This is a genomic window from Mesorhizobium sp. M1403, assembly GCF_040317695.1.
Classification (GTDB): Bacteria; Pseudomonadota; Alphaproteobacteria; order Rhizobiales; family Rhizobiaceae; genus Mesorhizobium.
On sequence record NZ_JAMYKY010000002.1, the window covers coordinates 54,866 to 72,554 of the forward strand.

Sequence of the window (17,689 nt, forward strand, 5' to 3'; positions counted from 1 at the left end):
CTGTCCGCTTTGAACGCTTGAAGGGGCACTGTGGCTGTGCGATAGGCACTCCACAAAGTAGAGAACCTTGCGGAGAGCGCTGACATGGCGGGTGGACGGGGCCTTATGGCCGGCAAGCGCGGCCTTATCCTTGGCATCGCCAACAATCGCTCGATCGCTTACGGCATAGCCAAGGCCTGTGTCGACCACGGCGCCGAGATCGCGCTGACCTATCAGGGCGAGGCGTTCAAGAAACGCGTCGAGCCGCTTGCGGCGGAACTGGGCGCGCATGTCGCCGGCCATTGCGACGTGACCGACCCGGCCAGCCTCGATGCGGTGTTCGCCGATATCGCCAGTCATTGGGGCAAGCTCGATTTCCTCGTCCACGCCATCGCCTTCTCCGACAAGGACGAGCTGACCGGCCGCTATGTCGAGACGACGCGCGACAATTTCCTGCGCACCATGGATATTTCGGTCTATTCCTTCACCACCCTCGCCAAACGTGCCGAGCCTTTGATGACCGATGGCGGCTCGCTGCTGACGCTGACCTATTACGGCGCGGAAAAGGTGATGCCGCACTACAACGTCATGGGTGTCGCCAAGGCGGCACTCGAGGCCAGCGTGCGCTATCTGGCCGTCGACCTCGGCGCCAAAAAGATCCGCGTCAACGCGATCTCCGCCGGCCCGATCAAGACGCTTGCCGCATCCGGCATCGGCGACTTCCGCTACATCCTGAAGTGGAACGAATACAATTCGCCGTTGAAGCAGACGGTCACGCAGGAGGAGGTTGGCGATTCCGGCGTCTATTTCCTGTCCGACCTTTCGCGCGGCGTCACCGGCGAGATCCATCATGTCGATTCCGGCTATCATGTTGTCGGCATGAAGGCGGTCGACGCGCCGGATATTTCGACGGTCAAGGACTGACGCCACCGCCTGACCTCTTCCGGAAGACCTGATGTACCCGCTCGTCTATATCGTGCGCCACGGCCAGACGGCGTGGAACGCCGAGGCCCGGCTGCAGGGGCAGGCCGATACCGACCTCAACGAGCTTGGCCGCGAGCAGGCTAGCCGCAACGGGCGTAGGCTGGCCGACCTCATCGACAGGCCCGAAGATTTCGACTTTGTCGCCAGCCCGATGCGGCGCACGCGCGAGACGATGGAGCGCCTGCGCGCGGCGATGAAGCTCGATCCGCACGCCTATCGTACCGAGCCGCTACTCGTAGAATTGAGCTTTGGCGACTGGCAGGGTTTCACCTTTGCCGAACTCGAGGCGAACGATCCCGGTTCGACCAGGCACCGCCGCCTCGATAAATGGAATTTCCAGCCGCCCGGCGAAGGCGCCGAAAGCTATCAGATGCTGCTCGAACGGGTGAAGCCGTGGTTCGACGCTCTCGATCGCCAGACGGTCTGCGTGACCCATGGTGGCGTCATGCGCGCGCTGTTCCGCCTGGTGCTGGGGATGTCTGAACAAGAGGCGGTCAGCATGGAAGTGCCGCAGGACCGCCTGCTCAGGCTGGACGGCCGGCGCCTGGAGTGGCTTTGAGACCGATGAGGTAGCGTATGTTGAGACCAGGTCGGGCCGGCACCGACGCGCCCTACTCGGTCGATCCGGTATCCGGCAATTCCATGTCGGTGACGACGTTCTCGCCATTCGTCACGTCATAGGCGAGGACGATGTCCATGCCCGGCTTCAGCGCATCGAGATCGGTTTCGGCGTTCAGCTTGTAGGACTTGCCGTCGTCCAGCGTCAGCGTCAGCGCGTCCTTGTCGACCTTCTTGATCAGGCCTTCGGTCTGGCCGGCGAAGGCGGCGGTGGAAATCAACAGCGTGGCGGCAACAGCGCCAATCAGGATACGCATCATCGTCCTCTTTAATCATTGCCGGTACAGCGGCTCGGTCCAACGGAACGGAACTGAGCAGAAACCAATCGAATGTGTCAAAACTAAATCCGCCGGATCACAGTTTGACCACTGTGGAAAACGCCAATAGAAGGCAAGCTGCAGCGCCGCGTCCTCCTGGGCGCGCAACGAACGCTGTAGCACTTTTGATTTTTTTGCGCATGATCCTTTCCGAAAATCGCGCCGATTTTCGAGGTCATGCGCTAGGCCGGCTCCGACGCCGGCAGGGCTGGTTCCATGTCGCACAACACGTTCGGCCATCTCTTCCGCGTCACCACCTGGGGCGAAAGCCACGGGCCGGCGCTGGGCTGCGTCGTCGATGGCTGTCCGCCCGGCATCCGCTTCACTCGCGACGAGATCCAGGCCGAACTCGACAAGCGTCGCCCCGGCCAGTCACGTTTTGTGACCCAGCGTCGCGAACCTGACGAGGTCAAGGTCCTGTCCGGCTTTATTGTCGATGAGGACGGGGAGACGATGATCACCACCGGCACGCCGGTGTCGATGCTGATCGAGAATGTCGACCAGCGCTCCAAGGACTATGGCGACATCGCCCGCCAGTTCCGGCCGGGCCATGCCGACTACACTTACGAGGTCAAATACGGCCTGCGCGATTACCGCGGCGGCGGTCGCTCCTCGGCGCGTGAGACTGCGGCGCGAGTGGCGGCCGGGGCGCTTGCCCGCAAAATCGTGCCAGGCATGGTGGTGCGCGGCGCGCTGGTGTCGATGGGCGAAAGATCGATCGATCGCGCCAACTGGAACTGGAATTTCGTCGGTGACGCCGAAAACCCGTTCTTCACTCCCGATCCGGCGTCGGTCGCCGTCTTCACCAAATATCTGGACGGTATCCGCAAGGCGGGCTCCTCGGTCGGTGCGGTCATCGAGATCGTCGCCGACGGCGTGCCGGCGGGGCTTGGCGCGCCGATCTATGCCAAGCTCGACCAGGACATCGCCTCCGGCCTGATGTCTATCAACGCCGTCAAGGGCGTCGAGATCGGCAACGGTTTCGAGGCCGCCCGCATCACCGGCGAGGAGAATGCCGACGAGATGCGCATGGGCAATGACGGCAAACCGGTCTTCCTGTCCAACAATGCCGGCGGCATCCTCGGTGGCATCTCGACCGGCCAGGCGATCGTCGCGCGTTTCGCCGTCAAGCCGACCTCGTCGATCCTGACGCCGCGAAAGTCGATCGACAAGGACGGCAACGACGTCGAGATCATGACCAAGGGCCGGCACGATCCATGCGTCGGCATCCGCGCCGTGCCGATCGGCGAGGCGATGGTTGCCTGCGCCATTGCCGATCATTATCTGCGGCATCGGGGACAGACAGGGAGGGGAGTAGGGGAGTAGGGGAGTATGTTGGTGCACGCCAAGCAGCCAATTTTTTCCTTTTCCCTACTGCCGTACTGCCCTATTCCCCTACTCCCCTGCGAGTGAAACGAGCGCTTATGCCTTACGACCAGAAGAAGATCGTTGAAGCCCTGCGCGCCTTCGAGCGCGGCGAGATCGTCGTCGTCATGGACGATGACGGGCGCGAGAACGAGGGCGACCTGATCGTCGCCGCCGTCCATTGCACGCCGGAAAAGATGGCGTTCATCGTCCGCAACACGTCAGGCATCGTCTGCACGCCGATGCCGCGCGAGGAAGCCAAGCGGCTCAACCTGTCGCCGATGGTGGCCGACAATGATTCTGCCCACACCACTGCCTTTACCGTCAGCGTCGACTTCAAGCACGGCACCACGACTGGCATTTCGGCGGACGACCGCACGCTGACGGTGCGCAATCTCGCCAATGGCAATGTCGGCGCGTCCGATTTCGTGCGCCCCGGCCACATCTTTCCGCTGATCGCGCGCGAGGGCGGCGTACTGATGCGTTCGGGCCATACCGAAGCCGCTGTCGACCTTTGCAAGCTCGCCGGCCTGCCGCCGGTCGGCGTCATTTCCGAGCTGGTCAACGATGACGGCACCGTGATGCGCGGCCCGCAGGTGCAGGCCTTCGCCGAAAAGCACGGGTTGAAGCAGATCTCGGTTGCCGACCTCATCGCCTACCGGCAACGCAAGGAAACGCTGGTCGAACGCGTCGCCTGTTCCGACATCGAGACGCCCGGCGGCAAGGCGCAGGTCTTTACCTATACGCTGCCCTGGGATTCCATGCATCACGTGGCGGTCGTCTTCGGCGATATCCGCGACGGCGTCGAGGTGCCGGTGCGCCTTCATTCCGAGGACGTGGTGAGTGACGTCTTCGGCACCAGCCACAGGCTGGACGCCATCATGAAGGCGATGGGTGAGCGCAAGCGCGGCGTCATCGTCTATCTGCGCGAAGGGTCGGTCGGCGTCGCCCATCAGGAGCGCAAGCGGCCGGCTGCCGGCGACCGCGAGGACCATGAAGAGGCGCGCCGGCGCGAGAACGAATGGCGCGAGATCGGCCTCGGCGCGCAAATCCTCAAGGATCTCGGCATTTCCTCGATCAATCTGATCGCCTCGCGCGAGCGCCATTATGTCGGCCTCGAAGGTTTTGGCATCCACATCGCCAAGACCGAGATTCTTTAGACCGTTCTCACGATGCTGGTATGCGTCCGGCCCCCGCCTCGGGCCGGACGCACCGGAAGCTATTCCGCAGCGACCGCAGCAGCGTCGCAGGCTGCAATGTCGCAATCCGGCGCGGCAAGGGTGCGCTGGCCGGCAAGCACGATGACCAATGCGATTGTGCCCGACGCCACCGATACCCAGAACCCGTTCTGCGCGCCGAAAGCGTCCACCACCCAGCCGGCGGCGAATGAGCCGAGCGCCATGCCGATGCCAATGCCGGTCATCACCCAGGTCACGCCTTCGGTCAGCACCGCCTCGGGCACGCGCCGCTCGATCAGACCGAATGCCGTGATGAAGGTCGGCGAGATCGCCACGCCGCTGACGAAGACGGCCAGTGCCAGCAGCGGCACGGTGTCGGCGACGAGCAGCGGCAGCGTGGTAAGCGCAATGATGGCGATTGCGATGGCAAGTTGAATTTGCAGCGGCACTTTCAGGTTCAGGGCGCCGATAATGATGCCGACGACGAACGATCCGAGCGCGTAGACGCCGATAACGAAGCTGGCGGCGCCCGGCTGGCCAAGCTCCTTGGTGATCGCCACCGTGCTCACCTCCGTGGTTGCAAAGGTCGCGCCAATGAAGATCAGGGCCAAGGTGAGGATCTGGACCGGCCGCAGGCGGATTGCCGAACCGCCCGAACCATGTTCCACCGGTCTGGCTCGCGGTTCGGTCGAACGCTGCAGGATGAAAGCCGTCGAACCGAGGGCGAGGAACAATGTGCTCGCGAGCACTCCCGCTTCCGGGAAAAGCGCGACGCTCAGCCCCACCGACAGCGATGCCCCGGCGATGTAGACCAGTTCGTCCGCCGCCGATTCAAAGGCGAACGCGGTGTTCAGCTCGGGACGGTTGCGGAAGATCTCAGTCCAGCGCGCGCGCACCATTGCCGGGATGCTGGGCATGACAGCAGCCAGCAGCGATGACACGAACAGCGTCCATATCGGCCAATGCTGATTGGCCGCCGCAATCAGGATCGCGAAAGCGAGCGTGGAAATCACGGTGGTCGGCACCACAATCCGCGTCTGGCCGAGGCGATCCACCAGTCGCGATACCTGTGGCGCGACGAAAGCGTTGGCAAGCGCATATGTCGCGGAGACAGCGCCGGCCAGCCAGTATTCGCCATCAGTCTGTGACAGCATCGCAACGATCCCGATCGGAGCCATGGCCATCGGCAGCCGGGCAACGAACCCAGCCGCGGCGAAGCCTTTGGCGCCGGGCGCGCGAAAGATCTGGGTATAGGGATTTTGCATGGTCTGGCTCCTGGACAAGGGACGGTTCGGCGATTACATACGTAACGTATGAGTTTAAATAGACCATACGCGGCGTATGTCAATTGGCATACGAAGCGTATGTTACTAGGGCCAGAGCATGCACAGACCACGCAAGGAGATGATTGCCGAGACCCGCGCCAAGCTGATTGCCGCGGCACGCCAGGCCTTCGGCACGCTCGGCTATGCCGAAGCCTCGATGGATGATTTCACGGCATCGGCCGGGCTGACGCGCGGTGCGCTCTATCATCACTTCGGCGACAAGAAGGGCCTTCTCCAGGCGGTCATCGCCGAGATCGACGCCGAAATGTCGGCCCGGCTGAAGGTCGTTTCGGCCAAGCCGGACAATCTCTGGCAGGGCTTTGTCGACGAATGCACCGCCTATATCGAGATGGCGCTGGAGCCGGAGATCCAGCGTATTGTGCTTCGCGACGGCCCGGCGGTGCTCGGCGATCCATGGCAATGGCCAAGCCAGAGCACATGCATCCGCTCGATGTCGGAGAGCCTGCAAAGACTGAGCGACGAGGGGACCATTCTTGCCGTCGATCCCGAAGCCGCGGCAAGGCTGGTCAGCGGCGCCTCGTTGCATGCGGCGCAGTGGATCGCAAATTCGAACGATCCCGAAGCGACGTCGAAGAAGGCAGTGAAGGCGTTCAAGGTTCTTCTGGAAGGGCTGCTCAATCGCACCGGCAGGCTGCACCAGCCTGATCGACTATCGTCGATGCACCCCGAGATTGACCAGTCACCGGCCTGAGGTTGTTCTTTCCAGCAATCTGGCGGCTCGCGCTGGAACCAGCCGGCCCCGCCCGCTTAAACCCTGTTGAACATCACACCAGCGAGACGCTAAAACATGGCCAAAGCGTCGAGGCGCGCCTATATCGGGGCATGGTCACGAGACTTTACACCCATCCGATTTTCCTCGAGCACATAACCCCGCCCGGTCACCCGGAGCGGCCGGACCGTTTGCGCGCCATAGAGCGTGTGCTTGACGACGAGGTCTTCGCGGCGCTCGATCGCGTCCAGGCGCCGGAAGGCGACGAGGCAACCATCCTTTACGCGCATCCGCCCGAATTCGTCGAACGTGTCCGCACAGCGATACCGGACACCGGCATCGCCCGTATCGACGCCGATACCACCGCCAGCCCAAAGAGCTGGCAGGCGGCCGTGACTGCGATCGGGGCTGCCAACGCTGCTGTTGACGACGTCTTCACCGGCCGTGCCGACAATGTCTTCGTCGCCGCACGGCCGCCTGGCCATCATGCCGAAAAGACCACCTCCATGGGTTTTTGCCTGTTCAACACCGCGGCGATCGCGGCACGCTACGCGCAGAAGAACCATGGCGCCGACCGCGTTGCCGTCGTCGACTGGGATGTGCATCACGGCAACGGCACGCAGGACATTTTCTGGGACGATCCGTCGGTGCTCTATTGCTCGACGCACCAGATGCCGCTTTACCCCGGCACCGGGGCCGTGAGCGAAACCGGCGCCGGCAACATCGTCAACGCGCCGCTGGCGCCGCAGAGCGGCAGCGATGTTTTCCGCGACGCCTTTCTGTCGCGCATCCTGCCGGCGCTCGACAATTTTGCGCCCGATCTTATCATCATCTCCGCCGGTTTCGACGCCCACCACCGCGATCCGCTGGCCGAGATCAACCTGACCGAGGATGATTTCGACTGGGCGACCGGCCAGTTGCTCGAACGCGCCGGGCGCCTTAGCGGCAATCGGGTCGTCAGCCTGCTCGAGGGCGGCTACGATCTGCAGGGATTGGCATTTTCAGTCGCCGCCCATGTCGGGCGGCTGATGAAGGGATAGACGATGGCTGGTGAGACCAACGAGGACGTCAAGGCGATGAGCTTCGAGCAGGCGCTCGACGCGCTAGAGAGGATCGTCGACGATCTGGAGCGCGGCGACGTGCCGCTCGACCAGTCGATCCGCATCTACGAGCGCGGCGAGGCGCTGAAGGCGCATTGCGACCGGCTGTTGAAGGCGGCCGAGGACAAGGTCGAGAAAATCAGGCTGTCGCGTGACGGCAAGCCGGTGGGGACAGAGCCGTTGGACGCGGATTGAGGCGGCCTCGAACGACGATTGTGCTTGCCGGCTTTGGACATCACCATGATTGAGGATGAAACTCATCCCGTTTGAAACGGCTCCAGGACGAGAGGAGATTGCGAACGATGTGCAGAAACATCAAAACCCTGTTCAATTTCGATCCGCCGGCAACCAATGACGAGGTCCGCGATGCCGCACTTCAGTTTGTCCGCAAGCTGAGCGGAACGACGCGACCGTCAAAACAGAACCAGCATGCGTTCGACCATGCCGTCGAGGCCATTGCCGCCTCGGCGCGCGAATTGCTCGACAGCCTCGAGACGACGCAGCATCCGCGCAATCGCGAAGAGGTGGCGGCCAAGGCGAAGGCCAAATCTGCACTTCGCTTCGCCTGAGGGGACCGCGTGAGCTTCTTTCCCGGAAACGATCCGCAGATGGGCGATGCCTTCGCCAGCGATCAGATCGAGCTGATGGTCATTCCGAACGCCAAGGATATTGGCGGATTTCAGGTTCGCCGCGCCTTGCCGACGGCCAGGCGCCGGCTGGTCGGACCTTTCATCTTCTTCGATCGTATGGGTCCGGCAGTTCTTCGGGCCGGCCAGGCGCTCGACGTCCGTCCGCATCCGCATATCGGACTGTCGACGGTGACTTACCTGTTCGACGGCAAGATCAGGCACCGTGATTCGCTCGGCACCGAGATGGTGATCCAGCCCGGCGACGTGAATCTGATGACCGCCGGCCGCGGCATCGTCCATTCGGAGCGCACGCCAGAAGAACTGCGCGGCGCGCCGATGTCGGTTTCCGGCCTGCAGACATGGTTGGCGCTGCCGGACGGCAAGGAGGAGGTCGCGCCGATCTTCGAAAACACCGCGGCGCTGCGCCTGCCCGAAATCGATGCCGAGGGGGTCAGCGGCCATATCGTCATCGGTGCGTTTTCCGGAATGCGCTCCCCGGTCGCGACCGCTTCGGACACACTGTACGCCGATCTCAGGCTGGCGCCGGGTGCCAGCGTGAAGATCCCGGCCGATGCCGAGGAGCGCGCCATCTATACGCTGGAAGGCGAGGTTTCGATATCCGGTGACCGCTTCCCGGCCGAGCGGCTGCTGGTTTTCCGGCCCGGCGATGAGATCGTTGTTTTATCGGAGAGCGGCGCCCATTTCATGCTGTTTGGCGGCGCTTCGCTCGGTTCGAAACGTTATATCTGGTGGAATTTCGTATCGTCCTCAAAGGAACGCATCGAACAGGCGAAAGAAGAATGGAAGACGGGCCGCTTCGATATCGTTCCCGGAGACGAGCAAGAGTTCATCCCGCTGCCCGAAAGCTGATGCGCGTTACCGCCACATTTACATTCGCCGGCCAGCGGCATATTTCACGATGAACAGAAAATCTGACCAGGCTCGCAAACAGTGAACGCAAAGCCCGATACGCCGCTTCTCGACAAGGTCCGCGTCCCAGCCGATTTGCGCACGCTTGCCGAAGGCGACCTGCCGCAGCTGGCTTCCGAGCTTCGCGCCGAACTGATCGACGTCGTCTCCCACACCGGCGGGCATCTCGGCGCCGGCCTTGGCGTGGTCGAGTTGACCGTCGCGCTGCACTACGTCTTCAACACGCCGGACGATCGGCTGATCTGGGACGTCGGCCACCAGGCCTATCCGCACAAGATCCTGACCGGCCGCCGCGACCGCATCCGCACGCTGCGGCAGGAGGGGGGGCTGTCCGGTTTCACCCGTCGCGTCGAGAGCGAATACGATCCGTTCGGCGCAGCCCACTCCTCGACCTCGATTTCAGCCGGCCTCGGCATGGCGATGGCGCGCGATCTGTCCGATGGCCGCAACAATGTCATTGCCGTCATCGGCGACGGCGCCATGTCGGCCGGCATGGCTTATGAGGCGATGAACAATGCCGGCGCACTCGATGCCCGGCTAATCGTCATCTTGAACGACAACGATATGTCGATCGCTCCACCGACCGGCGCAATGAGCGCCTATCTGGCCCGTCTGGCGTCTGGCAAGACCTATCTGGGGTTGCGCGATTTCGGCAAGAAGCTGACGTCCTATCTCGGCGAGCGCGCCGATCGCGCCATCAAGCGGGCGGTCGAGCACGCGCGCGGCTACGTCACCGGCGGCACGCTGTTCGAGGAAATGGGTTTCTACCACATCGGCCCAATCGACGGCCACAACCTCGAGCACCTGATCCCGGTGCTGAAGAACGTCCGCGACAATGCCGACGGCCCGGTGCTGATCCACGTCGTGACCCAGAAGGGCAAGGGCTACGCCCCGGCCGAGGCGGCCGCCGACAAATATCACGGCGTCAACAAATTCGACGTCATTACCGGCGCCCAGGCCAAGGCGCCCGCCAACGCGCCGAGCTACACCAAGGTGTTTGCCGACAGTCTGATCCAGGAGGCCCGAGAGGACGACCGCATCGTCGCCATCACCGCCGCCATGCCGAACGGCACCGGGCTTGACCTCTTCGGCGAAGCGTTTCCGGCGAGGACCTTCGATGTCGGCATTGCCGAGCAGCATGCGGTGACCTTCGCCGCCGGCCTTGCCACGGAAGGCTTCAAGCCTTTCGCGGCGATCTACTCGACCTTCCTGCAGCGCGCCTACGACCAGGTCGTCCACGACGTGGCGATCCAGAAATTGCCGGTGCGCTTTCCGATCGACCGCGCCGGCTTCGTCGGCGCCGATGGTGCCACCCATTGCGGCGCTTTCGACACCACCTTCCTGGCGACGCTGCCCGGTTTCGTCGTCATGGCGGCGGCCGATGAGGCCGAGCTGCGCCACATGGTACGCACCGCTGCAAGCTACGATGACGGCCCGATCGCCTTCCGCTATCCGCGCGGCAACGGCGTTGGCGTCGAGATGCCGCAGCGCGGCTCGGTATTGGAGATCGGCAAGGGCCGGATCGTCAGGGAAGGCACCAAGGTTGCGCTGCTTTCCTTCGGCACCAGGCTGCAGGATTGCCTGGCCGCGGCCGAGGAGCTTGGCGCGGCGGGGCTTTCGACCACGGTCGCCGATGCCCGTTTTGCCAAGCCGCTCGACGAGGATCTGATCCGGCGGCTGGCCCGTTCGCACGAGATACTGGTGACGGTGGAAGAGGGCGCGGTCGGCGGCTTCGCCAGCCATGTGCTGCAGTTCCTGGCCCACGAAGGGCTGCTGGAGAGCGGCCTGAAGGTGCGCCCGCTGGTGCTGCCCGACACTTTCGTCGACCATGCCAAGCCGGAAAAGATGTATGCCGATGCCGGGCTGGACAGCGCCGGCATCGTGCGCACAGTGTTCGTGGCGTTGGGGCATACCGCGCAGGCCCAGCGCGCCTAGTTGTTTCCGCGTTTCTGCAACGCCAAAAGATTCTGCTTGGCTGCAAATGCCAGTCTGAATCAAAATCTCAACTGCTTGAATCAAATTACCGGCGAACAGTCGTAAGATACTGTTTACGCTGCCATTTGGCGATTTGCTTACCGTGTCCCTTGGCCGTTTTTCAACGCCGCCCTGCTAGAAAGCGACCGGCAGGGGAAAGAAGACCAATGAGATCGCTTTTGGGCGGCATCGCGCTAACGGCCATCTTCGCCGCGTCGGCCGTGGCCGAAACGCGCTACGACCGCAAACTCGAAGAGGCGGTGATGGGCATCGTCGCCGGCAAGATCGGCCAAATCCGTGGCGGCTTCTCCTACAAGGAGGCGCCGCAATTCGTCGTCGTGCCAGATACCTTGCCGAAGGCGTCCATTTCCGTTGACCGGCCGCGCCCGCAGGTGTCCGGCGACAGCAGCGACGGTCTGACGCCGGCCGTTGAACGGCGGGTTTCGCGGACCATATTCTAGAAACTAGAACCACATATCCCGCACACAGCGACCATCCCTCGGCAAATCCTCGAATGTGTCGAGACCGTCGAAATGATCGATCGGGAGGTCGGCGACAGCCTCCGGCGGCGCAAGCCTCATATTGACGGCGATGCGGTGGCGACCGGCGGTATCGGCACGCAATCCGCGCCAGGCCAGGACGCAAGCGCACGTTGGACAGAAGAGAATCTCAAGCGAAGGGTGAGCCCTTCCAACGCGCGTATAGGCACTCACGGGCCCCGCAAGGCGGATGCGTTCGTCGACATAGTCATACGCCCAGAGCGTGCCGTAGCGACGGCAAAGCGTACAGTTGCAGGCAGTGATCGAACCGGGATCGCCCTCCAGGGTCCAGTGGGCTGCGCCGCAGTGGCAGGTTCCCGTCAGCATGTTCCTCCTCCACGTTTCGACGGCTAAACGGCATCTCTTCTTAGCATTGCGTCGGGTGTCGTGCGAGGTTCGACAAACAGCGGAGCGGCTGATGAGTTCACCCGCTTTTCCAACTATGCCTTGTCTCATCGCCAATATCCTTGCCATCATCGTTGGCATTCGCCATGAAGGCCGATGACTTCCCTTCCGCCAGCCAGCATTCGCCAGCGGCTCGACGAATTACTCGTCCAGCGCGGCCTGTTTGCCAGCCGCTCGCGTGCTCGCGATGCGGTGGCGCGCGGCACCGTGACGGTTGACGGCATCGTCGCCCACAAGCCGGGCCAGGCCGTTCTGCCTGAGTGCAACATCGTCGTTGACGATCCGGCGCAAGGTTACGTCTCGCGCGCCGCACTGAAGCTGAAGGCTGGTCTCGACCATTTCGGCCTCGACCCCACCGGTAGCGAAGCGCTCGATGTCGGCGCCTCGACCGGCGGCTTCACGCAGGTACTTCTCGAACGCGGCGCGGCGCATGTCACGGCGATCGATGTCGGGCACGGCCAGATCCACTCCGACATTGCCGGCGATCCGCGCGTGACGGTGATTGAAGGCCTGAATGCGCGCGAACTGTCGGCCGCCGATCTCGGCGGCCGTGTGCCGGATTTCATCGTCTCGGATGTCAGCTTCATATCGCTGAAACTGGCGCTGCCGCCGGCGCTTGCCTTGGCCAGGAACGGCGCAAAAGCCGTGTTTCTGGTCAAGCCGCAATTCGAGGCCGGCCGCGAGGCGATCGGCAAGGGCGGCCTGCTGAAGGACCCCTATGATGCGGCGCGCATTGCCGGCCTGATGCAGGACTGGCTCGATGCCATTCCCGGCTGGCGCTCGTTGGGACTTCATCTGTCGCCGATAGAGGGCGGCGACGGCAACCGCGAGTTCCTGCTCGGCGGCATCAAGGCCGTCGCGACCAAGCCTGCCAAGATCGGGCGGGCCGGGATTGAGAAGCGATGACCACGCGTTTCACGATCGCAAAATTGGGCTCGCAGGGCGACGGCATCGCCGAGACCGAGACCGGCGAGGTTTTCATTCCGTTTACGCTGCCGGGAGAGGTCGTCACCGCCGGGCGAGAGAAAGATCGCGCTACCTTGATGTCGGTGCTTGAGGCCTCGCCGCTGCGAGTCGATCCGCCGTGCCGCCATTTCGGCGAATGCGGCGGCTGCGCCGTCCAGCATCTCGAGACTGAAGCCTATCACCAATGGAAGCGCGAAAGGGTCGTGCATGCGCTGAAGAGCAAGGGCATCGCCTGCGATGTCGGCCCGCTGGTGCCGTGCGCGCCGCACACGCGCCGCCGCGTCGTCTTCACTGCCCGGCGGAGCGAGGCGGGAATGCAGTTCGGCTTCGTTCGCGCGCTGTCGTCCGAAATCATCTCCATCGAGGAATGCCCGATCTCGCTGCCGCAGATCGTCGCTGCGCTCGACCGTTTGAGGATGCTTGCCGGACTGATCTGCACCACGACCAAATCGTTCCACATGGCGGTGACGGTGACCGGTTCCGGCCTCGATGTCGCGGTTCACGATTCCGGTAAGCTTGGCGAGAACCAGCGCCGCGTCGCCTCGAACTTTGTCATTGCCGAGAGGCTAGCCAGGCTGTCGGTCGACGGCGAGATCATTATCGAACCAAAGAAACCGGTCGTCCTGTTTGGTGGCGTCGCTGTCGCAGTGCCGCCGGGCGCTTTCCTGCAGGCGACCGAGGCCGCCGAAGAAGCGATGGCCGACATTGTCGGCCAGCATCTCGCGCGCGCCAAAAAGGTCGCCGATCTCTTCGCCGGCTGCGGAAGCTTCGCACTGCGTCTGGCCTCAAGATCGGAGGTTCATGCGGTGGAAGGCGATGCGGCAGCACTCTCGGCGCTTGACCGGGCCTTCCGTTTCGCCAGCGGCCTGAAGCGGGTGACAGGCGAACGTCGCGACCTGTTCCGGCGGCCGCTCACATTCAAGGAGTTGAATGCCTTTGACGGCGTAGTCTTCGACCCGCCCCGCGCCGGCGCCGAGGACCAGTCGAAGCAGATCGCGCGCTCCGACGTGCCGCTCGTCGCCGCGGTGTCCTGCAATCCGGTGACGCTGGCGCGGGATCTTCGCATCCTCCTCGATGGCGGTTACGCCTTGAAGAGCGTAATCCCGATCGACCAGTTCCTGTGGTCGCCGCATGTCGAGGCCGTCGCGCTGTTGGAGAAGCCGAGACGAAGGCGCTAGCAGCTAGGGCTTGAAATGCGCACCAAAAAAGCACATTTTGAGTGCACGTCGTTCAAACTGGGCTAGGAAATTGCCATGAGCACCGCAGCCTTTGAAAATTCGGCATCGCGCTTCGGCGAGGAGCGGGCGCCGTTTCTCTCGCCGAGGCGGGTAGCCGCACTGCTAGGGGTCAATATGACTGAACTGGCCGGCCTGACCGGTCTCGCGCGCAACACGCTTGCCGCCAAGTCCGGTGCGCGCAAGGTCGACGCCGCATTGAGTCCCATCGTCCGCATCCTGGCGATGGCCGGCGAGATGGCCGGTGATGAACAGCGTGCCGCGATCTGGTTCAAACATCAGCCGATCCCCGGCTGGGCGGGAAAGACCGCCTACGATCTCGTTCGCGAAGGCAAGACTGACAAGGTGCTTGCCTATCTGGAGGCAGTCCGCTCCGGCATCTATGCCTGAACCCAGGCTGACTCTATGGCGCGCTTTTGTGCCGCGCTGGGCCCATCTGCCGCTTTCCGGTGAGGGCGCGGCCCGCTTCGGCGGCCGCTGGAATCCGATTGGCACGCCGGCGATCTACGCCGCCCGGGAACTGTCCACGGCTTGGGCCGAGTACAATCAGGGTTTTGTCCAGCACCCGGCGCTGATTGCACAATTGAAACTGTCAGGCGCCCGGCTGGCCGACCTGACAGAGGCTGATACGCTGTCGAAGCTCGGTGTAACGGCCGACATTCACCGGTGCGAATGGCGTGACATCGTGGATGGAGGCTTTGTGCCCGAGACGCACCAACTGAGAGACCGCTTGCTTGGCGACGGGCTGCACGGCGTGATCTACCCGTCCTTCATGTCGCCTGGCGGCACATGCGTCGCGCTGTGGCGCTGGAACGAAAACGATGCTCCGGATCTTGAAATCATCGATCCCGACCATCGCCTGCCGAAAACAGCGGCATCATGGCTTTAGGGCAGTTCGAGCTGCGGCGGGCACACCCGCCTCCATCTCTTCCAACGTCTTCGGCCTGCCTATGTGGGGCAGGGATCCAAATACGTCCTCTGGCCGTGTTAAAGGCAAGACTGGAACAGGCAGTGCGACTTGATCGTCGGTCGAACTGGTGACTTCTAGCTTTTCTCCGGCAGCGATCACAGTTTCCTCTCCCGACATAACAAAGATGCTGATCGCGCGCTGAATTCAAGGCTGCATAGCCAGACGGTGCTAGCCTGCGCCTGAAAGGACGCGCTCGACGAAGGCGGGCACCACTTGTGTCGCCGGCCCTTCCATCTGCTCGTCGAAACGGGAGGCCCAGCCGGCGCATTTCAGATTGAGTTCGGCTGTTACGGCTCCGGCCGCGCGTGCCTCCTCCACGAAACCTGCTGCCGGGTAGACACTCCCGCTGGTGCCGATGGCCACGAATAGGTCGCAGCGCGTCAGCGCCTCGCCGACCTCCTCCATGCGGTAAGGCATTTCGCCGAACCAGACCACGTCAGGCCTCAATTGACCTTTTGCGCCACACGCTGGACAGGCCGAATGGGCAGCGATGTCGTCGGCCCAGGTGCTGCTTTGCCCGCAGCTCAGGCAAAGGGCATGGCCCAGTTCTCCATGCATATGGATCAGTTTGCGCGAACCGGCGCGCTCATGCAGGTCGTCGATATTCTGCGTGACGACGAGGACGTCGCCTGGGAATTTCTGCTCGAGCTTGGCCAGCGCGGCGTGCGCCGCATTCGGCTCGACGCTGCCCATCTGCCGCCGGCGCATATTGTAGAAATCCTGCACCTTTACGGGGTCGCGCGCAAAACCTTGCGGCGTGGCCACGTCCTGCAGGTCGTATTTCGCCCAGACCCCGTCGGGATCCCGGAACGTGGCGACGCCCGATTCCGCCGAAATGCCGGCGCCTGTCAGGATGACGATTTTGGCTTTGGACATGGTCGAAGACACCGACATCCGGAAACATCATTTGGAAGGCGATGTTACCGGAAGGCGGCAGCCGCATCAAACCCTGGTGCCGCCGACCGTCATCTGGTTCATCCTGAGATGCGGCTGGCCGACGCCGACCGGCACGCCCTGTCCGGCCTTGCCGCACATGCCGATGCCGGTGTCGAGCTTCATGTCGTTGCCGACCATCGAAACCCGATGCATGGCATCCGGCCCATTGCCGATCAGCATGGCGCCCTTGATCGGTTGCGTCACCTTGCCGTTCTCGATCATGTAGGCCTCGGTGCAGCCGAACACGAACTTGCCCGAAGTGATGTCGACCTGGCCGCCACCGAACGACACGGCATAGATGCCGTTCTTGACCGAGGCTATGATTTCCTCCGGCTCCATGTCGCCTGCCGTCATGTAGGTGTTGGTCATGCGCGGCATCGGCTCATGCGCATAACCTTGGCGCCGCCCGTTGCCGGTGGCCTTCATGCCCATCAGCCGTGCATTCTGGCGGTCCTGCATGTAGCCGACCAGCTTGCCATCATCGATCAGCACGTTATGGGCCGAAGGCGTGCCTTCGTCGTCGACGGTCAGCGAACCTCGCCGCTCGGGCATGGTGCCGTCGTCAACGACGGTGACGCCTTTCGCCGCCACCTGCTGGCCAAGCAGGCCGGCAAAGGCCGACGTCTTCTTGCGGTTGAAATCGCCTTCCAGCCCGTGGCCGACGGCCTCGTGCAACATGACGCCCGGCCAGCCGCTCGACAGCACGATGTCGAAAGTGCCCGCAGGTGCTGGAACCGCTTCGAGATTGACGAGCGCCTGCCGCAGTGCCTCCTTGGCCGCGTGCCGCCAGCTGTCCTCGACCAGGAATTCGCCAAAATCCTTGCGGCCTCCCATGCCGTAGGAGCCGCTCTCCTGGCGGTCGCCGTCGCCGACCACCACCGATACGTTGATCCTGACCAGCGGGCGGATGTCGCGGACCATCTGGCCATCGGCGCGCACGATCTCGACATGCTGCCAGGAGGCGGCGAGCGACGCCGTCACCTGCCTGACGCGCGGATCTTCGGCCCGCAGCCATGCATCGATTTCCTGAAGCAACTTGGCCTTGGTCTCGAAGGAAGGCGAGGGGATCGGGTTTCCGTCGCCGTAGAGATGGCGGTTGGTGCGGACGGGCGCTGCGGCAAGCGTGCCGGAATAGCCGCTCTTCACCGTCGAAACGGCATCGGCGGCGCGCCGCAGCGAGGCTTCGGAGAGATCACTAGAATGGGCGTAGCCGCTGGCCTCGCCAGCGACGGCGCGCAGGCCGAAACCCTGGTCGGTGTTGAAATTCGCGGTCTTCAGCTTGCCATTGTCGAACATCAGCGCTTCGCTTTCGCTGTATTCGAGAAACAGTTCGCCGTCGTCGGCGCCGTTGATGGTCTCGGCGACGATCTGCTTGATGCGATCGTCGGAAATGTCGAATTGGCCGATCAGGCTGTTCATGGCAGGTCCATTCGCAGGAGGATTGTTTCCCACGATGTAGGCGCGAAGGCCTGCACAGACAATCTGAAATGAGATTTGCCGTGACCGCGG

Annotated in this window: 20 protein-coding genes; 15 read left to right on the forward strand and 5 right to left on the reverse strand. The window is 63.2% G+C overall.

Features of this window, described 5'->3' with window-relative positions:
* Positions 1-84: 84 nt before the first annotated feature.
* Positions 85-903, forward strand: a complete 819-nt coding sequence (gene fabI, locus NKH01_RS04875; protein WP_353019250.1) for an enoyl-ACP reductase FabI — start codon at positions 85-87, stop codon at positions 901-903.
* A gap of 31 nt (positions 904-934) precedes the next feature.
* The gene (locus NKH01_RS04880; protein ID WP_352715666.1) at positions 935-1,522 is read left to right on the forward strand and encodes a histidine phosphatase family protein; all 588 of its coding nucleotides are present in this window, start codon (positions 935-937) and stop codon (positions 1,520-1,522) included.
* Between the two features lie 52 nt (positions 1,523-1,574).
* Here NKH01_RS04880 and NKH01_RS04885 read toward each other — a convergent pair whose 3' ends face one another.
* Entirely contained in the window at positions 1,575-1,838 is a 264-nt protein-coding gene (locus NKH01_RS04885; RefSeq protein WP_023716902.1) for a DUF1344 domain-containing protein, read from the reverse strand.
* A 276-nt stretch (positions 1,839-2,114) separates the two neighbouring features.
* Here NKH01_RS04885 and aroC point away from each other — a divergent pair, with 276 nt between their 5' ends.
* Together aroC and ribB are read left to right on the forward strand one after the other, a co-directional pair.
* Positions 2,115-3,224 (forward strand): chorismate synthase, encoded by a 1,110-nt coding sequence (gene aroC, locus NKH01_RS04890; protein ID WP_352483721.1) that lies wholly within the window; start codon positions 2,115-2,117, stop codon positions 3,222-3,224.
* A gap of 98 nt (positions 3,225-3,322) precedes the next feature.
* Positions 3,323-4,423, forward strand: a complete 1,101-nt coding sequence (ribB, locus tag NKH01_RS04895; RefSeq protein ID WP_023716904.1) for a 3,4-dihydroxy-2-butanone-4-phosphate synthase — start codon at positions 3,323-3,325, stop codon at positions 4,421-4,423.
* A gap of 59 nt (positions 4,424-4,482) precedes the next feature.
* Here the strand turns inward: ribB and NKH01_RS04900 are convergent, their stop codons facing one another.
* On the reverse strand, positions 4,483-5,706 hold the full coding sequence (locus NKH01_RS04900) for an MFS transporter (RefSeq protein ID WP_353019252.1): 1,224 nt from the start codon (positions 5,704-5,706) through the stop codon (positions 4,483-4,485).
* Positions 5,707-5,824: 118 nt separating this feature from the next.
* On the opposite strand from NKH01_RS04900, the gene NKH01_RS04905 reads away from it, so the two are divergent.
* The 7 genes from NKH01_RS04905 (at position 5,825) to NKH01_RS04935 (ending at position 11,590) form a co-directional block, all read left to right on the forward strand.
* The gene (locus NKH01_RS04905; protein ID WP_353019253.1) at positions 5,825-6,478 is read left to right on the forward strand and encodes a TetR/AcrR family transcriptional regulator; all 654 of its coding nucleotides are present in this window, start codon (positions 5,825-5,827) and stop codon (positions 6,476-6,478) included.
* Positions 6,479-6,609: 131 nt separating this feature from the next.
* Entirely contained in the window at positions 6,610-7,536 is a 927-nt protein-coding gene (locus NKH01_RS04910) for a histone deacetylase family protein (RefSeq protein ID WP_353019254.1), read from the forward strand.
* Positions 7,537-7,539: 3 nt separating this feature from the next.
* Positions 7,540-7,791 (forward strand): exodeoxyribonuclease VII small subunit, encoded by a 252-nt coding sequence (locus NKH01_RS04915; RefSeq protein WP_352526964.1) that lies wholly within the window; start codon positions 7,540-7,542, stop codon positions 7,789-7,791.
* A gap of 107 nt (positions 7,792-7,898) precedes the next feature.
* Positions 7,899-8,165 (forward strand): DUF2277 domain-containing protein, encoded by a 267-nt coding sequence (locus tag NKH01_RS04920; protein ID WP_023716908.1) that lies wholly within the window; start codon positions 7,899-7,901, stop codon positions 8,163-8,165.
* A gap of 9 nt (positions 8,166-8,174) precedes the next feature.
* A complete protein-coding gene (locus NKH01_RS04925; protein WP_352483716.1) occupies positions 8,175-9,095 on the forward strand; it encodes a pirin family protein in 921 nt (306 codons plus the stop codon).
* Positions 9,096-9,176: 81 nt separating this feature from the next.
* On the forward strand, positions 9,177-11,090 hold the full coding sequence (gene dxs, locus NKH01_RS04930; protein WP_023716910.1) for a 1-deoxy-D-xylulose-5-phosphate synthase: 1,914 nt from the start codon (positions 9,177-9,179) through the stop codon (positions 11,088-11,090).
* A gap of 206 nt (positions 11,091-11,296) precedes the next feature.
* Positions 11,297-11,590, forward strand: a complete 294-nt coding sequence (locus NKH01_RS04935) for a hypothetical protein (protein ID WP_023716911.1) — start codon at positions 11,297-11,299, stop codon at positions 11,588-11,590.
* A gap of 3 nt (positions 11,591-11,593) precedes the next feature.
* Here NKH01_RS04935 and NKH01_RS04940 read toward each other — a convergent pair whose 3' ends face one another.
* Positions 11,594-11,995 carry a GFA family protein gene (locus NKH01_RS04940; RefSeq protein WP_352494381.1) on the reverse strand — a complete coding sequence of 134 codons (402 nt, stop codon included), beginning with the start codon at positions 11,993-11,995 and terminating at the stop codon, positions 11,594-11,596.
* 174 nt (positions 11,996-12,169) lie between these two features.
* Between NKH01_RS04940 and NKH01_RS04945 the strand changes: the two genes are divergently transcribed.
* The 4 genes from NKH01_RS04945 (at position 12,170) to NKH01_RS04960 (ending at position 15,163) form a co-directional block, all read left to right on the forward strand.
* Positions 12,170-12,979 (forward strand): TlyA family RNA methyltransferase, encoded by an 810-nt coding sequence (locus NKH01_RS04945; RefSeq protein WP_352547559.1) that lies wholly within the window; start codon positions 12,170-12,172, stop codon positions 12,977-12,979.
* Positions 12,976-14,217, forward strand: a complete 1,242-nt coding sequence (locus NKH01_RS04950) for a class I SAM-dependent RNA methyltransferase (protein WP_023716913.1) — start codon at positions 12,976-12,978, stop codon at positions 14,215-14,217. Before NKH01_RS04945 ends, NKH01_RS04950 begins: the two co-directional genes overlap by 4 nt.
* Before the next feature lie 75 nt (positions 14,218-14,292).
* On the forward strand, positions 14,293-14,664 hold the full coding sequence (locus NKH01_RS04955) for an antitoxin Xre/MbcA/ParS toxin-binding domain-containing protein (RefSeq protein ID WP_023716914.1): 372 nt from the start codon (positions 14,293-14,295) through the stop codon (positions 14,662-14,664).
* On the forward strand, positions 14,630-15,163 hold the full coding sequence (locus NKH01_RS04960; RefSeq protein ID WP_502895932.1) for an RES family NAD+ phosphorylase: 534 nt from the start codon (positions 14,630-14,632) through the stop codon (positions 15,161-15,163). The genes NKH01_RS04955 and NKH01_RS04960 overlap by 35 nt, the downstream gene beginning before the upstream one ends.
* Before the next feature lie 249 nt (positions 15,164-15,412).
* On the opposite strand, the gene NKH01_RS04965 is transcribed toward NKH01_RS04960, so the two are convergent.
* Together NKH01_RS04965 and tldD are read right to left on the reverse strand one after the other, a co-directional pair.
* Complete coding sequence (locus NKH01_RS04965; RefSeq protein ID WP_023716916.1) at positions 15,413-16,120, reverse strand: NAD-dependent deacylase; 708 nt, start codon at positions 16,118-16,120, stop codon at positions 15,413-15,415.
* A 66-nt stretch (positions 16,121-16,186) separates the two neighbouring features.
* The gene (gene tldD / locus NKH01_RS04970) at positions 16,187-17,599 is read right to left on the reverse strand and encodes a metalloprotease TldD (protein WP_023716917.1); all 1,413 of its coding nucleotides are present in this window, start codon (positions 17,597-17,599) and stop codon (positions 16,187-16,189) included.
* Positions 17,600-17,689 lie beyond the last annotated feature (90 nt).